Source organism: Streptomyces sp. NPDC057616, assembly GCF_042800575.1.
Lineage (GTDB): Bacteria > Actinomycetota > Actinomycetes > Streptomycetales > Streptomycetaceae > Streptomyces.
This window is the reverse complement of the sequence record NZ_JBHVGU010000044.1, coordinates 1-18,967: the sequence shown is the minus strand read 5'-3', so window position 1 is coordinate 18,967 and position 18,967 is coordinate 1. Positions and strand designations below refer to the sequence as shown.

The 18,967-nt window shown below is 70.0% G+C and carries 18 protein-coding genes, 1 rRNA gene and 1 riboswitch; of the genes, 6 read left to right on the top strand and 13 right to left on the bottom strand.

Annotated elements, in window-relative coordinates; translation table 11 throughout:
* Nucleotides 1-211 precede the first annotated feature (211 nt).
* Nucleotides 212-802: a DUF1707 domain-containing protein gene (locus ACFU97_RS38520; RefSeq protein WP_384265898.1), complete on the bottom strand. Its 591-nt coding sequence runs from the start codon at nt 800-802 to the stop codon at nt 212-214.
* A gap of 104 nt (nt 803-906) precedes the next feature.
* On the opposite strand from ACFU97_RS38520, the gene ACFU97_RS38515 reads away from it, so the two are divergent.
* The 5 genes from ACFU97_RS38515 (at nt 907) to ACFU97_RS38495 (ending at nt 4,871) form a co-directional block, all read left to right on the top strand.
* Nucleotides 907-1,302, top strand: a complete 396-nt coding sequence (locus ACFU97_RS38515) for a molybdopterin-binding protein (RefSeq protein ID WP_384265895.1) — start codon at nt 907-909, stop codon at nt 1,300-1,302.
* Nucleotides 1,303-1,557: 255 nt separating this feature from the next.
* Nucleotides 1,558-2,388: a molybdate ABC transporter substrate-binding protein gene (gene modA / locus ACFU97_RS38510; protein WP_384265893.1), complete on the top strand. Its 831-nt coding sequence runs from the start codon at nt 1,558-1,560 to the stop codon at nt 2,386-2,388.
* Nucleotides 2,385-3,242, top strand: coding sequence for a molybdate ABC transporter permease subunit (gene modB, locus ACFU97_RS38505; RefSeq protein ID WP_384265891.1), 858 nt, complete (start codon nt 2,385-2,387; stop codon nt 3,240-3,242). Before modA ends, modB begins: the two co-directional genes overlap by 4 nt.
* The gene (locus ACFU97_RS38500) at nt 3,239-4,423 is read left to right on the top strand and encodes an ABC transporter ATP-binding protein (protein ID WP_384265888.1); all 1,185 of its coding nucleotides are present in this window, start codon (nt 3,239-3,241) and stop codon (nt 4,421-4,423) included. The genes modB and ACFU97_RS38500 overlap by 4 nt, the downstream gene beginning before the upstream one ends.
* Before the next feature lie 28 nt (nt 4,424-4,451).
* Nucleotides 4,452-4,871, top strand: a complete 420-nt coding sequence (locus ACFU97_RS38495; RefSeq protein ID WP_384265886.1) for a molybdopterin-binding protein — start codon at nt 4,452-4,454, stop codon at nt 4,869-4,871.
* A 72-nt stretch (nt 4,872-4,943) separates the two neighbouring features.
* Here ACFU97_RS38495 and gcvP read toward each other — a convergent pair whose 3' ends face one another.
* The gene (gene gcvP / locus ACFU97_RS38490) at nt 4,944-7,829 is read right to left on the bottom strand and encodes an aminomethyl-transferring glycine dehydrogenase (protein WP_384265884.1); all 2,886 of its coding nucleotides are present in this window, start codon (nt 7,827-7,829) and stop codon (nt 4,944-4,946) included.
* A 175-nt stretch (nt 7,830-8,004) separates the two neighbouring features.
* Nucleotides 8,005-8,100: riboswitch (glycine riboswitch) on the bottom strand.
* A 113-nt stretch (nt 8,101-8,213) separates the two neighbouring features.
* Between gcvP and ACFU97_RS38485 the strand changes: the two genes are divergently transcribed.
* Nucleotides 8,214-8,591 (top strand): PRC-barrel domain-containing protein, encoded by a 378-nt coding sequence (locus tag ACFU97_RS38485; RefSeq protein WP_384265881.1) that lies wholly within the window; start codon nt 8,214-8,216, stop codon nt 8,589-8,591.
* On the opposite strand, the gene ACFU97_RS38480 is transcribed toward ACFU97_RS38485, so the two are convergent.
* The 11 genes from ACFU97_RS38480 to rrf form a co-directional block, all read right to left on the bottom strand.
* Nucleotides 8,588-9,949 (bottom strand): DNA polymerase IV, encoded by a 1,362-nt coding sequence (locus tag ACFU97_RS38480; RefSeq protein WP_384265879.1) that lies wholly within the window; start codon nt 9,947-9,949, stop codon nt 8,588-8,590. The genes ACFU97_RS38485 and ACFU97_RS38480 overlap by 4 nt on opposite strands.
* A gap of 79 nt (nt 9,950-10,028) precedes the next feature.
* The gene (locus tag ACFU97_RS38475; protein ID WP_384265877.1) at nt 10,029-10,703 is read right to left on the bottom strand and encodes a MerR family transcriptional regulator; all 675 of its coding nucleotides are present in this window, start codon (nt 10,701-10,703) and stop codon (nt 10,029-10,031) included.
* Between the two features lie 272 nt (nt 10,704-10,975).
* Nucleotides 10,976-11,449, bottom strand: a complete 474-nt coding sequence (locus ACFU97_RS38470) for a bifunctional nuclease family protein (protein WP_004002801.1) — start codon at nt 11,447-11,449, stop codon at nt 10,976-10,978.
* Between the two features lie 84 nt (nt 11,450-11,533).
* Nucleotides 11,534-12,271: a MerR family transcriptional regulator gene (locus ACFU97_RS38465; protein ID WP_384265875.1), complete on the bottom strand. Its 738-nt coding sequence runs from the start codon at nt 12,269-12,271 to the stop codon at nt 11,534-11,536.
* A gap of 43 nt (nt 12,272-12,314) precedes the next feature.
* Entirely contained in the window at nt 12,315-13,220 is a 906-nt protein-coding gene (locus tag ACFU97_RS38460; RefSeq protein ID WP_384265873.1) for an FHA domain-containing protein, read from the bottom strand.
* 61 nt (nt 13,221-13,281) lie between these two features.
* The gene (locus tag ACFU97_RS38455) at nt 13,282-14,199 is read right to left on the bottom strand and encodes a DUF881 domain-containing protein (protein ID WP_384265871.1); all 918 of its coding nucleotides are present in this window, start codon (nt 14,197-14,199) and stop codon (nt 13,282-13,284) included.
* 5 nt (nt 14,200-14,204) lie between these two features.
* The gene (locus ACFU97_RS38450) at nt 14,205-14,537 is read right to left on the bottom strand and encodes a small basic family protein (protein ID WP_003988855.1); all 333 of its coding nucleotides are present in this window, start codon (nt 14,535-14,537) and stop codon (nt 14,205-14,207) included.
* Nucleotides 14,534-15,445, bottom strand: a complete 912-nt coding sequence (locus ACFU97_RS38445; RefSeq protein ID WP_384265868.1) for a DUF881 domain-containing protein — start codon at nt 15,443-15,445, stop codon at nt 14,534-14,536. The genes ACFU97_RS38450 and ACFU97_RS38445 overlap by 4 nt, the downstream gene beginning before the upstream one ends.
* 98 nt (nt 15,446-15,543) lie before the next feature.
* Complete coding sequence (locus tag ACFU97_RS38440) at nt 15,544-18,039, bottom strand: sugar phosphate nucleotidyltransferase (RefSeq protein WP_384265866.1); 2,496 nt, start codon at nt 18,037-18,039, stop codon at nt 15,544-15,546.
* A 91-nt stretch (nt 18,040-18,130) separates the two neighbouring features.
* Entirely contained in the window at nt 18,131-18,763 is a 633-nt protein-coding gene (locus ACFU97_RS38435; protein WP_384265865.1) for a CDP-alcohol phosphatidyltransferase family protein, read from the bottom strand.
* Nucleotides 18,764-18,872: 109 nt separating this feature from the next.
* Nucleotides 18,873-18,967 (bottom strand): 5S ribosomal RNA (gene rrf / locus ACFU97_RS38430); the annotation flags it as partial.

The following is an 18,967-nucleotide window of genomic DNA, read 5'->3' as shown; positions in this document are numbered from 1 at the left end:
ACGACGAGACGGCCGAGGCCGTACTCAGAGCGTCGAGTCTCACCTGAACGGGCCGCGGGACGACCGGAACGACCCCGACGGCCCGGACGGCCCGGACGGCCGGCACGACCGAGACGGCCGAGATGACTGGCACGACCGGGACGACCGGCACGACCGGAACGAACACCCGGCCCGCCCCGCGGAGCCTCCGCGCCCGTCCCGAACGCCGCCCCTACCTCCCCCGCCCGCGCCGCACCTGCCGTACGACCACCCGGCCGAGGCTGAGGCGCCCGTCGACCACGACCCGCAGCACCACGGGCACGTCGCGGGCCCGCCCCGTGCGCGCCTTGATCTTGGCGTAGTGCGTCACCAGTGCGTCGGTGTCCACCACGACACCGGGCGGCGTCAGCAGCCGCAGCGCTCCCCCGCGCATGTCGAGGTCGATGTGCAGGGTGTCGTGCGTGATGACCGCGCCGGTGAAGTCGAGGGTCACGTCGCCCCACTCGGAGTCGATCTCCAGCCGGCGCGGCACCGTCCATCCTTCGGCGCGCCGGGACGACCCGCCCTTCTGCTCGATGCGGACGACGTCCTTCACCTCGGGCGCGGCAGCGGCCGCCCCGACCGGCAGGTCCGTCGTCAGCGCCGCCAGCTCCCCCATGGTGCGGGCGGTGAGCGCGGCCTCCACCCGCTCGTCGAGCTCCTCGGCCGTGAGCCGGCCGTCCCCGGCGGCGACGCGGAGCACGTCGACCACCCGGTCCCGGTCCTCGTGCGAGGCCCTCAGGTCGGGCGACTTCTCGCCACCGCGCGACACCTCACCGGACATCTCCACACCCCGAATCCCCGTCACCGTACTGACGCCATATCGCGTTATACCCAACGCTCAACCCCACGTCCACCAGGGCCCCTTGCCGGCCCTATCGTGACGGCATGCAGAGCTACACAATCGGCCAGGCAGCACGACTGCTCGGCGTGAGTCCGGACACCGCGCGCCGCTGGGCGGATGCCGGCCGGGTGGCGACCCACCGCGACGAAGGCGGGCGGCGGCTGATCGAGGGCCGGGACCTCGCCGCGTTCTCCGTCGAACTCGCCAAGGCGGGCGGGGCCGAGGAGGAGACGTCCTACACCTCCGTGCGCAACGCGTTCCCCGGCATCGTCACCGCCATCAAGCTCGGCGACGTCGCGGCCCAGGTGGAGATCCAGGCCGGTCCGCACCGCCTGGTCTCCCTGCTGACCCGTGAGGCCGTCGAGGAGCTCGGCCTGGAGGTCGGCATGGAGGCCACGGCCCGGGTGAAGTCGACAAACGTACACATCGACAGGACGTGACCCGGCGACCGACGGCCCATCGCACACGGTCCCACCACACCGCCGCACCACCACACCGGAAACACGCGCCACACCCGCCCCGCACAACCGCTCCCGTACGAACGCACATGCGGCCCCTCTTTCTCTCCAGCCCAGCTCATGCGATGCGACAGGAGACTTACACCTCGCATTTGCGCCAGTATGATCGGCGCATCGGAAGTGACCGGCGGCGGCCGTCGGCGTTTCCCCCGTAGAAGTCAGAGGAGTGGACCCGTGATGACCCGTTCCATGCGCCGGACCCGCCGGACCCTGCAGGTGGCCGGTGCGGGAGCCGCCGCGCTGCTGGCCCTGGCCGCCTGCTCCTCGTCCGACTCGGACTCCGGCTCGGCGAACTCCGGCTCCTCCGCGTCGTCGTCCTCCTCGCCCAAGCTCTCGGGCGACGTGACCGTCTTCGCCGCGGCCTCCCTCCAGGAGAGCTTCACGACCCTCGGCAAGGAGTTCGAGAAGCAGCACCCCGGCACCAAGGTGAACTTCAGCTTCGGCGGCAGCGACAGCCTCGCCGCGGGCATCACCGGCGGCGCCCCGGCCGACGTCTTCGCCTCCGCCAGCCCGAAGACCATGAAGATCGTGACGGACAAGAAGGACAACGCCACCGCCCCGGCCGCCTTCGTCCGCAACCAGCTGGAGATCGCCACCCTGCCGGGCAACCCCGACAAGATCGCCTCCCTCAAGGACCTCACCGAGTCCGGCCTCAAGGTCGTCCTGTGCGACAAGACCGTCCCGTGCGGCGCCGCCGCCCAGAAGGCACTGGACGCCGGCAGCCTCAAGCTGACCCCCGTCTCCTACGAGGAGGACGTCAAGTCGGCCCTGAACAAGGTGGTGCTGAAGGAGGCCGACGCCGCCGTCGTCTACCGGACGGACGTGAGGGCCGCCGGCAGCAAGGTGGAGGGCGTGGACTTCCCGGAGTCGGCCAAGGCCATCAACGACTACCCGATCGCCCTGCTCAAGAACTCCAAGAACCCCGAGGCCGCCAAGGCGTTCATGGCACTCGTGCAGTCCGCCGAGGGCCAGAAGGTGCTGACCGAGGCCGGGTTCCTCAAGCCGTGACCCCGATCGACAAGTCCGATGCCGCGGCCGACACCCTCGAGGGCGGCCCGCGGCGCGGACGCGCGCGGCCGGCCCGGCGCGGGGTCCCCCTGCCCCTGCTCCTGCCCGCGCTGCTCGGCCTCGCCTTCCTGCTCATGCCGCTCGTCTCGCTTCTCGTACGGGCGCCGTGGAGCACCCTGCCCGAGCAGCTGACCAGCACCGAGGTGTGGCAGGCGCTCAAGCTGTCGCTGGTGTGCGCCACCTCGGCGACCGCGGTGAGCCTCGTCCTCGGCGTCCCGCTGGCCTGGCTGCTGGCCCGCACCGAGTTCCCGGGCCGCGGTCTCGTCCGGGCCCTGGTGACCCTGCCGCTCGTGCTGCCGCCCGTGGTCGGCGGTGTGGCCCTGCTCTTCGCGCTGGGCCGCAACGGCGTGATCGGCCAGTGGCTGGACTCCTGGTTCGGCATCACGCTCCCCTTCACCACCACGGGCGTCGTCGTCGCCGAGAGCTTCGTCGCGATGCCCTTCCTCGTCATCAGCGTCGAGGGCACGCTGCGCGCCGCCGACCAGCGCTACGAGGAGGCGGCCACCACCCTGGGCGCCTCCCGCTTCACCGCGTTCCGCCGGGTCACCCTGCCGCTGATCGCGCCGGGCGTCGCCGCGGGCGCGGTCCTCGCCTGGGCGCGCGCCCTCGGCGAGTTCGGCGCGACGATCACCTTCGCGGGCAACTTCCCCGGCACGACCCAGACCATGCCCCTCGCGGTCTACCTCGCCCTGCAGAACAACCCGGAGGCCGCCGTCGCCCTCAGCCTGGTCCTGTTGGCGGTGTCGATCGCGGTCCTTGCGGGCCTGAGGGATCGTTGGATGACAGCCTCATGACCAAGACTCCACGCGCAGCCGCCGACGGCGCGAAGCCCCCACAAGGGCCGCCCGCACGTCAGGACGAAGTCCGCACGGGTGGTGCGGGTGGGAATTCAAACCCGGCCGAAGGCCGGGTGCCCTCACCACACCCGCACACGACCGACGGCCTCGACGCCCACCTGATCGTCGACCGCAAAGCCTTCCGCCTGGACATCGAACTCAGCGTGGCCCCCGGCGACGTGGTCGCCCTCCTCGGCCCCAACGGCGCAGGCAAGACCACAGCCCTACGAGCCCTCGCCGGCCTGGTCCCCCTCACGGACGGCCACCTCCACCTCGACGGCTCGGAGCTCGACCGCACGCCCCCCGAGCGCCGCCCCGTAGGCGTCGTCTTCCAGGACTACCTCCTCTTCCCCCACCTCACCGCCCTCGACAACGTCGCCTTCGGCCCCCGCTGCCAGGGCGCGACGAAGGCCGAGTCCCGCGCGCAGGCGGCCGAGTGGCTGGACCGCATGGGCCTGACGGCACACGCCACCGCCAAGCCCCGCCGCCTCTCCGGCGGCCAGGCGCAGCGCGTCGCCCTGGCCCGCGCCCTCGCCACCCGCCCCCGGCTGCTGCTCCTCGACGAGCCCCTCGCCGCCCTGGACGCCCGTACCCGTCTCGACGTACGGGCCCAACTCCGCCGCCACCTGGCCGAGTTCGAGGCGGTCGCGGTCCTGGTCACGCACGACCCGCTGGACGCGATGGTGCTGGCGGACCGCCTGGTGGTCGTCGAGCACGGCCGCGTCGTCCAGGAGGGCACGCCGTCCGACATCGCCCGTCACCCCCGTACCGACTACATCGCCCAGCTGGTCGGCCTCAACCTCTACAAGGGGCAGGCCGACGGCCACACCGTCCGCCTCGACTCCGGCCCGTCCATCACCACGACCGAGAACCTGTCCGGCGAGGTCTTCGTGGCGTTTCCGCCGAGCGCCGTCACCCTCTTCCGGGACCCGCCCACCGGCTCCAGCGCCCGTAACCACTGGCGCTGCGAGGTCGCCGGCCTGGAGACCCACGGCGACCAGATCCGCGCCGACCTCACCGGCGAACTCCCCCTGGCCGCCGACCTCACCACGGTCGCCGCCGCCGAGCTCGACCTGCACCAGGGCGCACCGGTCTGGGCGACGGTCAAGGCGACGCAGACGCACGCCTACCCGGCCTGACCCCTCTCCCGCCTTACGCTGAGGGGCCATGACCCTGAGCATCCGCAACCAGCTCCCCGGCACGGTCACCGCCATCATCCCGGGCGAGGCCATGGCCACCGTGAAGGTCCGTCTCGACGGCGGGCAGGAGATCACGGCGGCGATCACCCGGGAGGCCGTTTCCGACCTCGGCCTCACCGAGGGTTCCGCCGTGCGCACCCTGGTGAAGTCCACCGAGATCGCCCTCTCCACCTCCCCGGTCGAGGGCCTCTCCATCCGCAACCAACTGCCCGGCACGGTCACCGCCGTCACCTCCGGGCCGGCCATGACCTCGGTGAAGGTCTCGGTCGAGGGCGGCGAGCTGACGGCCGTCATCACCACGGACGCCGCCACCGACATCGGCCTCAGGGCCGGTTGCGCGGTCGTCGCGATGATCAAGTCCACCGAGGTGTCGCTCGCCACGGCGTGACCCACGGCGCACCCGCCACGACGCGGAAGGGCCCCGCCGGAGCGGGGTCCTTCACGTCATCGAGGCTCGGTCTCAGTCCTCGTAGGCGTCCAGCGGAGGGCAGGAGCAGACCAGGTTGCGGTCACCGTACGCCTGGTCGATCCGGCGCACCGGCGGCCAGTACTTGTCGGCGGCGGACACTCCGGCCGGGAAGACGGCCTCCTCGCGGGTGTACGCGTGCTCCCACTCCGCGCCCAGCGCGGCGGCGGTGTGCGGGGCGTTGCGCAGCGGGTTGTCCTCGGCCGGCCACTCGCCCGCCCCGACCTTCTCGATCTCCGCGCGGATGGCGATCATCGCCTCGCAGAACCGGTCCAGCTCGGTCAGGTCCTCGGACTCGGTCGGCTCGATCATCAGCGTGCCGGCCACCGGGAACGACATCGTCGGTGCGTGGAAGCCGTAGTCGATCAGCCGCTTGGCGACGTCGTCGACGCTCACGCCGGTCGCCTTGGTCAGCGGCCGCAGGTCGATGATGCACTCGTGCGCGACCAGCCCGCCGGGGCCGGTGTAGAGCACGGGGAAGTGCGGCTCGAGCCGCTTGGCGACGTAGTTGGCCGACAACACGGCCACCTGCGTGGCCCGCTTCAGGCCCTCGCCGCCCATGAGCCGGACGTACGCCCACGAGATCGGCAGGATGCCCGCGCTGCCCCACGGGGCGGCCGAGATCGGCCCGACACCCGTCTCGGGACCGGCCGCCGGCTGCATCGGGTGGTTGGGCAGATACGGCGCGAGGTGCGCCCGTACGCCGACCGGGCCGACGCCCGGACCACCGCCGCCGTGCGGGATGCAGAAGGTCTTGTGCAGGTTGAGGTGCGAGACGTCGCCGCCGAAGTGGCCCGGCTTGGCGAGCCCCACCAGGGCGTTGAGGTTGGCGCCGTCGACATAGACCTGACCGCCGGCCTCGTGCACCTGCGCGCAGATGTCGGCGACGTGCTCCTCGAACACGCCGTGCGTCGACGGGTACGTGATCATCAGCACGGACAGCTCGTCGCGGTACTGCTCGATCTTCGCCCGCAGGTCCTCGACGTCGATCTCGCCGTCCTCGGCGGTCTTCACGACGACGACCTTCATGCCGGCCATGACGGCGCTGGCGGCGTTGGTGCCGTGCGCCGAGGACGGGATGAGGCACACGGTCCGCTGCTCGTCGCCGTTGGCGCGGTGGTAGCCGCGCACGGCCAGCAGACCCGCCAGCTCGCCCTGCGAACCGGCGTTGGGCTGCAGCGACACCTTGTCGTACCCGGTGACCTCCGCGAGCCGGTCCTCCAGCTCCTGGATGAGCGTGAGGTAGCCGCCGGCCTGCTCGGCGGGCGCGAAGGGGTGCAGCTGACCGAACTCGGGCCAGGTGACCGGCTCCATCTCGGTGGTCGCGTTGAGCTTCATGGTGCAGGAGCCCAGCGGGATCATGCCGCGGTCGAGCGCGTAGTCGCGGTCGGCCAGCCGGCGCAGGTAGCGCAGCATCGCGGTCTCGGAGCGGTGCTCGTGGAAGACGGGGTGGGTCAGCACGGCGTCGGTGCGCAGCAGGCCCTGCGGGACCGCCTCCTCGGCGGCCGCGTCCAGCGCCTCGATGTCGGCCTCGATCCCGAACGCGCTCCACACGGCGGCCACCTGGGCACGCTTGGTGGTCTCGTCGCAGGCGATCGACACCTGGTCGGCGTCGACGAGGCGCAGGTTCACGCCGGCCGCCCGCGCGGCGTCCACGACCTCGGCGGCGCGGCCCGGCACCCGCACGGTGAGCGTGTCGAAGTAGGAACCGTGCACGACCTCGGCACCGCCGGCCCGCAGGCCCTCGGCGAGGATCGTGGCGTAGCGGTGGGTGCGCTGCGCGATGGCCCGCAGGCCCTCGGGCCCGTGGTAGACGGCGTACATGCCGGCCATGACGGCGAGCAGCACCTGCGCGGTGCAGATGTTGCTGGTGGCCTTCTCGCGCCGGATGTGCTGCTCACGGGTCTGCAGCGCGAGCCGGTAGGCCTTGTGCCCGTCGGCGTCCACGGACACGCCCACCAGGCGCCCGGGCAGGCTGCGCGCGAACTTCTCGTGCACCGCCATGTAGCCGGCGTGCGGTCCGCCGAAGCCCATCGGCACACCGAAGCGCTGCGTCGTGCCGACGGCGATGTCCGCACCGAGCTCACCGGGCGACTTCAGCAGCGTCAGCGCGAGCAGGTCGGCGGCGACGGTGACCAGCGCGCCCAGCTCGTGCGCCTGGTCGATCAGCGCCTTGATGTCGCGTACGGCGCCGGAGGCGCCCGGGTACTGCACCAGCACGCCGTTGATCTCCCGCTCGGCGACCTCGGCGGGGATGCCGTCGGTGAGATCGGCGACCACGACCTCCACACCGGCCGGCTCGGCGCGGGTCTCGATCACGGCGATGGTCTGCGGCAGCACGTCCGCGTCGACCAGGAACAGGCCCTTCTTGTTCCGGCCCATGCGGCGCGACAGCGCCACGGCCTCGGCGGCGGCCGTGCCCTCGTCGAGCAGCGAGGCACCGGAGGTGGGCAGGCCGGTGAGGTCGGCGACCATGGTCTGGAAGTTCAGCAGCGCCTCGAGCCGGCCCTGCGAGATCTCCGGCTGGTACGGCGTGTAGGCCGTGTACCAGGCCGGGTTCTCCATGACGTTGCGCAGGATGACCGGCGGCGTGAACGTGCCGTAGTACCCGAGGCCGATCATGGAGTCGAGCACCTGGTTACGGTCGGCGAGCGAGCGCAGCTCGGCCAGCACCTCGGCCTCGGTGCGCGCGCCCGGCAGCTCCAGGGCGTCGGCGTTCTTGATCACATCCGGGACCGCGGCGGCGGTGAGCTCGTCCAGCGAGCCGTAGCCGACCTGCGCGAGCATCTTGGCCCGGGCCTCGTGGTCGGGCCCGATGTGACGCTGTTCGAAGGGAATCCCCTTCTCCAGCTCGGTGAGCGGAACGCGTTGCGGGGTCATTGCGGAGGCCTCCTGGTCGACACGACCTTCGAGGGGCACCACGGCACGGGTACCCGGACGGCCTCCCCCTCTGTCATCTCAACCTGAGAGCTTCACCGGATCGCCCGAAAGCGCCCGGTTTTCACCGTCGGTGAGAGCGGAAGCCGTCGACACCCGCCCTGCTTTCCAGAGTGACCTCGTCCGCGCGGTACGTGTGCCTGAGAGATTCCGGGGAGGATTTGCTCCTTCGGCGCCTCCGATGATGTCTGGAGGACTCTCCCGCACGGGGTCAGCAGCCGCTGTCAGCCTACCAGCGCGCACAAAGACCGATCCTCCGAGTGGCCACCTCGCCCGTTGTGCTCTTTTGTAGTGCTTACGGATGAGTTGCGACCAAGTGGAGGGACCGTGCAGACCGAGATCGATCCGCGCAACCTGATCGGCCGCAAGGCGTTCGACCGCAACGGCACCAAGCTCGGCACCATCGACGAGGTCTACCTCGACGACGCGACCGGGGTGCCGGAGTGGGCGGCCATACGCACCGGCCTGTTTTCCCGTGACGCCTTCGTCCCGCTGGCCCCCAGCGAACTGGTCGAGGGCACTCTGCAGGTCCCCTTCGACCGGACCCTGATCAAGGACGCCCCGGACTTCGGCGTCGGCCGTCACCTCTCCCCCGAACAGGAGCTCCAGCTCTACCACCACTACGGCCTCGACACCGCCTCGCCTCCTTCCGCCCCCGACCGATCCTTCGGCAAGCTCGCGGGCACGGGGGACACCGACGCCTAGGACACCTCGGCAAAGGTGGTGCCCGGTCCCTGCGCCACCAACGGCAACGGATCGGCCGGCTCCAGGTGGGGGTCGTCGCTCCGGAACGTCCGTACCCGTCCGGGCTCCGAGCCGGGCGTCTCGAACCGCACGGTGACCCGCCCCAGGCCGCTGCCCTGCACCCAGCCGTGCCCGAACTCGCCGTGCCGCACGTCGTGCCCCGGGCGCCAGCGCCGCTCGGCCGGCGCCGCCTCCACCGGGGCGGGTTCGTCCGCCGGTTCCTCCGCCGGCATCGCCGTCCCCTCACCCGCCGCCTGCGCGAACAGGTCCTCCTGCGTGTAGTCCGCGAGCCCGCTGACGCCGACCCCGAGCAGCCGTACCCCGCCGGTGGTGTCCACCGTGTCCAGCAGCCGTGCCGCCGCCTCCCGCACCACCGCAAGGTCGTCCGTGGGACCGCGCAGCGTCTCGGAGCGGGTCAGCGTCGAGAAGTCGTAGCGCCGCACCTTGAGCACGATCGTCCGGCCGGAGAGCCCGGCGTCGCGCAGCCGCCGCACACACCGGTCGGCCAGCCGCTGCACCTCCAGTCCGACCCGGAGCCGGTCGTGGATGTCCACGTCGTAGGTGTCCTCGACCGACACCGACTTGGTCTCCCGCTCGGCGACCACGGGCCGGTCGTCGTGCGCCAGCGCCATGGCGTACAGCGCGTGCCCGTGCGCCTTGCCCAGCAACCGGACCAGCTCGTCCTCGCCGGCCTCGGCGATCTCGTCGACGGTGCTGATCCCGGCCCGTCTCAGATGGTCCCCCGTCGCCGGCCCCACCCCCGGCAGCGTCCGCACCGACATCGGCCCGAGCAGGGCTCGCTCGGTCCCCGGTTCGATCAGCACCAGGCCGTCCGGCTTGGCCTCCTCGGAGGCGATCTTGGCGACCATCTTCGACGCGGCCAGCCCCACGGATCCGGTCAGCCCCGTCCCCGCCCGTATGTCCACGCGCAGCTTCTCCCCCACCAGCCGCGCCGACGCGTCGTCCCAGGCCGCCTCCCCGGCCTCCAGGTCCACGAAGGCCTCGTCCAGGCTCAGCGGCTCCACCAGCGGCGACAGGGAGTGCAGCAGCGCCATGACCTGCTCGCTGATCGCCTTGTACATACCGAAGCGCGGCACCAGATAGGCGGCGTGCGGCGCGAGCCGCCGCGCCTGCGCCATCGGCATCGCGGACCGCACCCCGAAGACCCGCGCCTCGTACGACGCCGTCGCCACCACACCGCGCGGCCCGAGTCCGCCCACGATCACGGCCTTCCCGCGCAGACTCGGCTTGGATGCCTGCTCCACCGAGGCGTAGAAGGCATCCATGTCGAGATGCAGGATCGTGGCGGCGTTTCTCACATGTCCGATGCTGCCCTACGCCACTGACAATGCCGCCGTACGACCGCCCGGGCGCCCCGCGGCGCCGTGGGGAGGCCGGTCAGACGGCCCGGTTGCGCCGTCGCGCGAGCTCGTCCGCCGGGTTGTTCCCGATCAGGGTCTCGCCGGTGTCGACCCGCTCGCCGTGCAGCTGCGACAGCGCGCTCTCGACGTCCCGCCACACCACGCCGACGGCGATCCCGAAGATCCCCTGGCCGCCCTGGAGCAGCGCGTGCACCTCGTCGGGCGAGGTGCACTCGTAGACCGTGGCGCCGTCGCTCATGAGCGTCATCCGCTCCAGGTCCCGGAAGCCCCGCTCACGCAGATGCTGCACCGCGGTGCGGATGTTCTGCAGGGAGACGCCGGTGTCCAGGAACCGCTTGACGATCTTCAGGACGACGACGTCCCGGAAGCTGTACAGGCGCTGCGTCCCCGACCCGTAGGCGGGCCGCACGCTCGGCTCGACGAGCCCGGTGCGGGCCCAGTAGTCCAGTTGCCGGTAGGTGATGCCGGCCGCCGCGCACGCCGTCGGCCCGCGGTAGCCGATCTCCTCGGACGCCGCGGCCTCACCGCTCGGCACGGGCGCCGGTCGCTGCGGAGCGTGGTCGGCCGCGCCTCCGTGCTGGGTGTATCCCCCGCCCGGGCGGAGCCGAGAGCCAGGGGGAGGGTACGGACCGCTCTCCCCCGGACTGCGTCCAGGGGCTCCCCCGGCCGTACCGTCGCCGCTACTTCTCACGCCGACCTCCGTCCTTGACCTGCCTCCTCGACGGTAGGCAGCCACCAGGGGTGCGTCAACGACCGCCACACTCGGCACGCCGAGTGATAATCACCCTGCGAGTGGTTTCCCGCACCCGACCGCGGGGAAAGGCTAGCCGAATGGCTTCGGGGAGAGCCGTAGGACGCTCCCTCCTGCCCCCGGCACATGACTGGCAGATGTCGGCATTTGTGCCGTCCCCCGCCACCGTCCGGCCCCGTCGCCGGCCATACGGCCACCGGGCCGCGCACGTCTCACTGGCTGCTGGTCCCGAAGTCCTCGGGCGAGATCTGGTCGAGGAACTCGCGGAACTTCTCCACCTCGTCCTCCTGCTCGTCCGGGATCGCGATGCCCGCGTCGTCGAGTACGCCGTCGCTGCCGTAGATCGGCGTGCCGGTGCGCAGCGCCAGCGCTATGGCGTCGGACGGACGGGCGCTGACCTCCACCCCGCTGGCGAACACCAGCTCCGCGTAGAAGACGCCTTCCCGCAGGTCGGTGATGCGTACCTCGGTGAGCTCCTGGCCGACGGCCTCCAGCACGTCCTTGAACAGGTCGTGGGTCAGCGGTCGCGCGGGAGCCATGCCCTGCTGGGCGAAGGCGATCGCGGTCGCCTCCCCCGGACCGATCCAGATGGGGAGGTAGCGATCGCCTCCCACTTCACGCAGGAGCACGATCGGCTGGTTGGAGGGCATTTCGACCCGGACACCTACGACATCGAGCTCGTTCACACAGTAACCCTAGGACGTGCCCGGGACGTTTGGGTAGTCGGGCAGACAACGGGGGGACGATCCGGCCTGCGCTCGCACGCCGCATCAGGGCAGTCGCACACCGAGCGCAGTCTGCACGAGTGCGGCGTGCAGCTTCACCGTGAGCGCCGCCAGTTCCTTCGTGCGCGCCTCGGCATGTGCCCTGGTCTGCGGGTTGCGGTGACGCTTCAACGGCGCCACCACCTGGTCCACGAGCCCCGCCTCGCGCTCGGCGGCGCCCTTCATCGCTCTCAGGTGCCTGGGCTCGATCCCGAAACGGCCGAGTTCTACGACGAGCGAGGCGACGGTCGCCGCCTCCGCGTCGTACGTCCCGTCCGGCATCGGGACGACGAGCCCGTACGACTCCCATTCCGCGAGCTGCTGTTCACCGATCCCGGCGGCCGCCATCAGCTCGTCCCGCCCGATCCGGGCCACCGTGGGCCCCTCGGGCGCCTCCAGCAGGGTCTCGCCCTCCCGCTGACGCCCGACGGCGGGAAGGGGTACCGCCTCGCCGCGCTCCATCGCGTCCAGGTGCTCGCGGATCACCTTGAGGGGCAGATAGTGGTCGCGCTGCATCCGCAGGACGTAGCCGAGTCGTTCGACGTCGTCGGCGCTGAACTTGCGGTATCCCGAGGGGGTGCGCCGGGGCTCGACGAGCCCCTCGGACTCGAGGAATCTGATCTTGGAGATGGTGACTTCGGGGAACTCGTCGCGCAGCACGTTCAGCACCGTGCCGATGCTCATCAGACCGTCCGTGGCGGCGGTGCCGTGGTGACCGGCACCGCCGCTCGGTGTTCGCAGCATGGCCATTCCCTGTTGGGCCCCGGGACCGCGTCCGGGGACCTCGTCAGTAACCCTGCTGGCTCGCGTAGAAAACCAGCCGGTACTTTCCGATCTGCACCTCGTCACCGTTGTTCAGACCGACCTGGTCGATCCGCTCGCGGTTGACGTACGTGCCGTTCAGACTGCCCACGTCGGCCACCGTGAACGAGCCGTCCGCACTGCGGCGGAACTCCACGTGCCGGCGGGAGACCGTCACGTCGTCCAGGAAGATGTCGCTCTGCGGATGACGCCCGGCCGTCGTCAGGTCGCCGTCCAGCAGGAAGCGGCTGCCCGAGTTGGGTCCACGGCGCACGACCAGGAGCGCGGAGCCGACCGGCAGCGCGTCCACGGCCGCCTGGGCCTCGGGAGAGAGCGCCGGCATCTGCGTCTGGCCCGTGGTCTCGGCGTCGTAGGCCTCGATTCCGGAGATGGAGATCGTGGACGTCGTCTCCGAGGGCCGCTCGGGGGTGGCACCCGCCCGCAGCGGGGCACCGCAGTTGGAACAGAAGCGGCTGTTCTCCGCGTTGCGGTTACCGCACCTCGTACACACCAGGGCCGACATAGGGGAAAACCCTCCACCCGTACTTGAGGTTGACGGTTGCCCGAAACCTATGCCGCCGGACTGCGCAGGGTCAACAGACGGCGCGCCCTGACCACCGGAAATGTCGCCGCCCGGCCCGGGAACCTGATCCCGGAACAGCGGTCGCTGGCCTTCCGCGTCAGGCTGGGCGCGATGACGAGCGGTCGCGTTGGCGTTGTCCTCTCGCGCGCTCTTGCCGAACAACTTCGCAAACAACTTCACGGGCGATTCCCCTTGACCGAAACAGACCCGCCCGTGGGGCAGGACGAACCCTGATTGCATACACCGGCCGACCCGGACATCCTCACAACGTCCGTATCCACCAGACAGTTTCCACCACGCACCACCCATTCGGTGCGCCGACCCCCCGCAACCTCATGCCCTCGCCGGACTCCCCCCATGCACCGCCGGTTCACTGGGAGGACGACCGAGCGTAGTCAGGCCGCTTCGCCGCTCGCAAGGCGTCCACGACGATCTTGCTCGACCGCTCGACGGTGACCGTGGCCTGCTCCTTCTCGAGGGTCTGCACCACGCCTCCAGGGATGTTGAGCGCCGGTTCGAGGTCCTCCGGCTTGCCGATGACCTTGAAACGATAGGGAGCGTTGATCTTGTTCCCGTCCACACTCACGCTCTTGCCCTCGTCGGTGAGATAGGTGCCCGCGACGACACGTACGTCGTTCACCTGGATCGCCTCCGCACCGGCGGCCCGCAGTTCCTGGATCGCGTCGAGCAGCATGTCCGCCTGGACCGCCCCCTTCGTGTCCTCGATCGTCATCGTGATGCCGGGCCCCTGAGCCGCCACCGTGCCCGCCAGGATGCCGAGTTGCTTCTCCTTCTCGACGGTCTGCTTGCGGGCCTCGGCGGCCTGGTTCGAGCTGTTCTCCAGCTCGTCGCGCTGCTTCTCCAGTCCCTGCTTCTCGTCCTCAAGACGCTGAGTACGGTCGTCGAGTTCATCCAGGATGCGCACAAGATCTTCCTGGCGCGCGCCGCGCAGCGCGCTGTCGCTGTTGCTGTTCGACGCGACCTGGATCGCGAGGCCGAAGCCGAGGCCGAACAGCAGGACGGCGACGATGAGTTGGGCACGGGTGAGCCGCGGCGGCCAGATGCCCTTCAGCAGCCGCTGGCGCCCGTTTAGCCCGTCCGGCGTCTTTCCGGCAGTCCCCGGAGTCCCGGGGGCCTCAGGCGCCTCGGAAGCCTCGGACGCCTCCGCGGCGTCGGAGCCCTTCTCGGGAGCGTCCGCGGCCTCCGGAGCCGCGGGAGTCCCGGCCGGCACCTCTTCCGGAAGTTCCTTGCGCAGCCTGTTCTCAGGCGTCTCGTCCTTGTCGCTCATCCGACTCACGCCCGGAACACGTGCCGGCGGATCGCCGCGGCGTTGGAGAAGATGCGGATGCCGAGCACCACGACGACACCGGTGGACAGCTGCGCGCCCACGCCCAGCTTGTCGCCCAGGAACACGATCAGCGCCGCCACGACCACGTTGGACAGGAACGACACCACGAAGACCTTGTCGTCGAAGATCCCGTCGAGCATGGCCCGCAGACCACCGAAGACGGCGTCGAGCGCCGCGACTACGGCGATCGGCAGGTAAGGCTCGACGACCGCCGGAACCTCAGGCCGGACCAACAGTCCTGCCACGACTCCCACGACGAGGCCCAGTACGGCGATCACGATGTGCCCTTCCCAGATTTCTCGGTGTTCGGCTGTGCGGTACGTACGATCACACTCGGTGCGGCCGGCAGCCGGAGGTCGCTCTCCACGGAGATGCTGTTGCGGATGCCGTAATTCTCTTGCAGGGCATGCAGATACAGCCCGTCGGCACTGTCCTGGAACCTGGTGCTCAACTGCTTGCCGTTGCCCACGGCCAGCACCGTGTAGGGCGGAACCAGCGGCTTGTTGTCGACCAGTATCGCGTCGCCCGCGGCCCTGATCGCCGAGAGTGCCGTCAGGCGCTGGCCGTTGATCGAGACGGCCTCGGCGCCCGACTCCCACAGACCGTTGACCACGCGCTGCATGTCGCGGTCGCGCACCCGCCCGGTGTCGGAGAAGTCCGAGGTCTCACGGGGGTTGCCGTTGCCGCCGCTGGTGGCTTCCTTGGCATCGTTCACGACGAGCTTCACACCGGGGCCGTGCACCGCGACGGCTCCGGACAGAATGCCCACCAGCTCGCTCTTGTCGCCGCCGCTCTTCTTCAGCGCCGTCCGCTGCCGCGCGCTGACATCGTCACGCAGCTTGTCGACGGAGCCCTCCAGCTTGTCCGCCGCCGCGGTCTCCCGGTCGATACGGTCGACCAGTTCCTGACGCTCCTTGGCGACGGTGGGGGCCGCCACGCGCGCCTGTGCCGCTCCTACGGTGACGACGAGGGCCGCGAGCACCAGCCCGGCCGCCAGACCGAGCTTGGCCCGGACCGTCTTCGGCATGCCGCCCGCGCCGGCGGCCTTCTTCCGGGCGGCCGCCTCCGCGTACCCGTCGTCGAGACTGTGGTCCATGACGTTGGTGAGCAGCGACATGGAGGCGTCCGGGCGCGGGGGTCGCGCGGGTGTGCTCCGAACGGGGGGCTGCTGCGGCATGCCGCACATCGTCGCATGTCGCGAGCACTACCTCCGAACGGCCCCACCGCCGAACCGGACAGGCCCCGTTGGGGACACCTGTCCGGCACGCGCGCGTGCTGCGGTTTTCAGCGCCCGGCGCTGTCCACGACCGCCGACCACTCGTCGAGCAGGGCCTGCGCGGAGGAGTCGTCCGGCCCTTCCGCCCACAGGTGGGTGACCGCCTCGGCCGGGTCGGGCAGCACCATCACCCAGCGGCCGTCGGTCTCCACGACCCGGACGCCGTCGATGGTGTCCACGAAGCGATCTCCGGCCGCCTCGACGACCCGCCGCATGACCAGGCCCTTGACGGCCCACGGCGTCGCGAGATCCCGCTTGAGAACGTGCGCCCGCGGAATCCGGGCGTCGATCTGGCTCAGCGTGAGCTGCGTCCGCGCCACCAGCCCGATCAGGCGTACGAAGGCGGCCGTCCCGTCGAAGACGCTGCTGAACTCCGGGACGATGAACCCGCCCTTGCCGTCACCGCCGAAGATGGCCGCGTCGTCGCCACCGACCCGGGTCAGGTCGTCGGGCGAGGTCGTCGTCCACTCCACCTGCGTGCCGTGGTACGCCGCCACCTGTTCGGCGATCCGGGTCGTGGTCACCGGCAGCGCCACCCGCCCGCTGCGCCGCTCCGCGGCCACCAGGTCGAGCATGACGAGCAGGGCACGGTCGTCCTCGACGATGCGCCCCTTCTCGTCGACCAGCGACAGCCGCTCGCCGACGGGGTCGAACCGCACGCCGAAGGCCGCACGCGAAGAGGCGACGATCTCGCCGAGCCGCACCAGCCCCGACCGCCGCACTTCGGCGGTCTCGGTGGGCCGTGACTCGTCGAGCCCCGGGTTGATGGTCAGCGAGTCCACCCCGAGCTTGCCGAGCAGGCTCGGCAGCACCAGGCCGGCGCTTCCGTTCGTCGCGTCGACGACGACCTTCAGACCGGACTCGCTGATCCCGGTCGTGTCGACATTGCGCAGCAGCGACCCGGTGTACGAGTCGAAGACGCTGGACGGGAAGTGCAGATCCCCGATCTCGCCGGGGAAGGCCCGCCGGTACTCCTGGCGCGCGAACACCCGGTCCAGCTTCCGCTGGCTGCCCTGCGACAGGTCGGCGCCGTTGCCGTCGAAGAACATGATGTCCACGGAGTCCGGCACCCCGGGCGTGGTCCGGATCATGATCCCGCCGGCACTGCCCCGCGCGGTCTGCTGCCGGGCGACGGGCAGCGGCACGTTCTCCAGGTCGCGTACGTCGATGGCGCTGGCCTGGAGGGCGGAGATCACCGCCCGCTTGAGTGCTCGGGCACCGCGGGAGTGGTCACGGGCGGTGGTGACGGTCGAGCCCTTCTTCAGGGTCGTCGCGTAGGCACCGGCCAGCCGCACCGCGAGTTCCGGCGTGATCTCGACGTTCAGGATGCCGGAGACACCACGGGCACCGAACAGGTGCGCCTGGCCCCTCGACTCCCAGATCACCGAGGTGTTGACGAAGGCGCCGGCCTCGATGGTCTTGAACGGGTAGACGCGCACATTGCCCTGAACGATCGATTCTTCACCGATCAGGCACTCGTCACCGATGACCGCGCCGTCCTCGATCCGCGCGGCCCGCATGATGTCGGTGTTCTTGCCGACCACGCAGCCCCGCAGATTGCTGTGCTGCCCGACGTACACGTTGTCGTGGACGACGGCCTTGTGCAGAAAGGCCCCGCTCTTCACGACGACGTTCGAGCCCACGACCGTGTGCTCGCGGATTTCGGCACCGGATTCGACCTTGGCGTAGTCGCCGATGTAGAGCGGACCACGGAGCACGGCATCGGGATGCACCTCGGCGCCTTCGGCCACCCACACACCCGGCGAGATCTCGAAACCGTCGAGCTCGACGTCGACCTTGCCCTCCAGGACGTCGGCCTGTGCCTTCACATAGCTCTCGTGGGTGCCGACGTCCTCCCAGTAGCCCTCCGCGACATAGCCGTAGATCGGCTTACCTTCCTTCATCAACTGCGGGAAGACGTCGCCGGACCAGTCGACGGACACGTCGGCCTCGACGTAGTCGAAGACCTCCGGCTCCATCACGTAAATTCCGGTGTTCACGGTGTCGGAGAAGACCTGGCCCCAGGTCGGCTTCTCGAGGAAGCGCTCGACCTTGCCTTCTTCGTCGACGATCGTGATACCGAATTCCAGCGGATTGGGCACGCGCGTCAGGCATACGGTGACGAGCGCGCCCTTTTCCTTGTGGAAATTGATCAGGTCGGTGAGGTCGAAGTCGGTCAGGGCATCACCGGAGATGACCAGGAAAGCATCGTCCTTCAACGCCTCTTCGGCGTTCTTCACGCTACCGGCAGTACCGAGTGGCTTCTCCTCATTGGCATAGGAGAGCTCCATTCCGAGCTCCTCGCCGTCACCGAAGTAGTTCTTGACCAATGAGGCCAGGAACTGGACAGTAACAACGGTCTCGGTCAGCCCATGCCTTTTCAGCAGCCGAAGCACGTGCTCCATGATCGGGCGGTTCGCCACGGGCAGGAGCGGCTTGGGCATGCTCGAGGTCATGGGGCGAAGGCGTGTGCCTTCGCCGCCGGCCATCACGACGGCCTTCATGTCGGAAGCGTCCTCCTCAAAGAGACGACGGTCTAGCCGACTTCACCCGTCCTGATTGTCCCGCACTTTTGAGCCAAGGGCCATCTAGCCACTACGGCCGGGGCAATGGGCGAGAGCTGTCGGCCATGGCGTCCGCACGGACCAGGCGGCGGACTTGTACCACGTAGAGGACTCCTGCCCACCAGTAGAGGGTTGTACCCCATCCTGCGAACGCCCATCCGAAAATAGCAGCGAGTGACGAGATCCATCCAGTTCCGTCACTGAGCAGGAGCAACGGGAAGGCATACATCAGGTTGAACGTGGCTGCCTTCCCGAGGAAGTTCACCTGCGGCGGCGGATAGCCGTGGCGCCTGAGGATGCCCACCATCACCAAGAGCACGAGCTCACGCAGGAGAAGTACAGCGGTCAACCAGAGCGGCAGAATCTCACGCCACGTCAGGCCGACCAATGTCGAGAGAATGTAGAGCCGGTCGGCTGCCGGATCGAGGAGCCGGCCGAGGCTGCTGATCTGGTTCCAGCGCCGGGCGAGCTTGCCGTCCAGATAGTCGCTGACTCCGCTCAGAGCCAGCACCAGCAGTGCCCACCCGTCACTCTTGGGCCCCCCGAACTCAGGCCTCAGAATCAGCCACAGGAAGACCGGCACGCCAACGAGCCGCGCCATGCTGAGGATGTTGGGGATGGTGAGCACCCGGTCCGTCTGGACGCGGGTCTCCTGGACCTCCACCCGGGAGCCTCCTGTGGGAAACGTGCCAACGATGCCCCCTGACCTTACCTCAACGCAAAAAAGCTCTGGCCCTTGGGCTGTGTGCCCAAGAGCCAGAGCTCTAAAGGTAGTTCGGCGGCGTCCTACTCTCCCACAGGGTCCCCCCTGCAGTACCATCGGCGCTGTAAGGCTTAGCTTCCGGGTTCGGAATGTAACCGGGCGTTT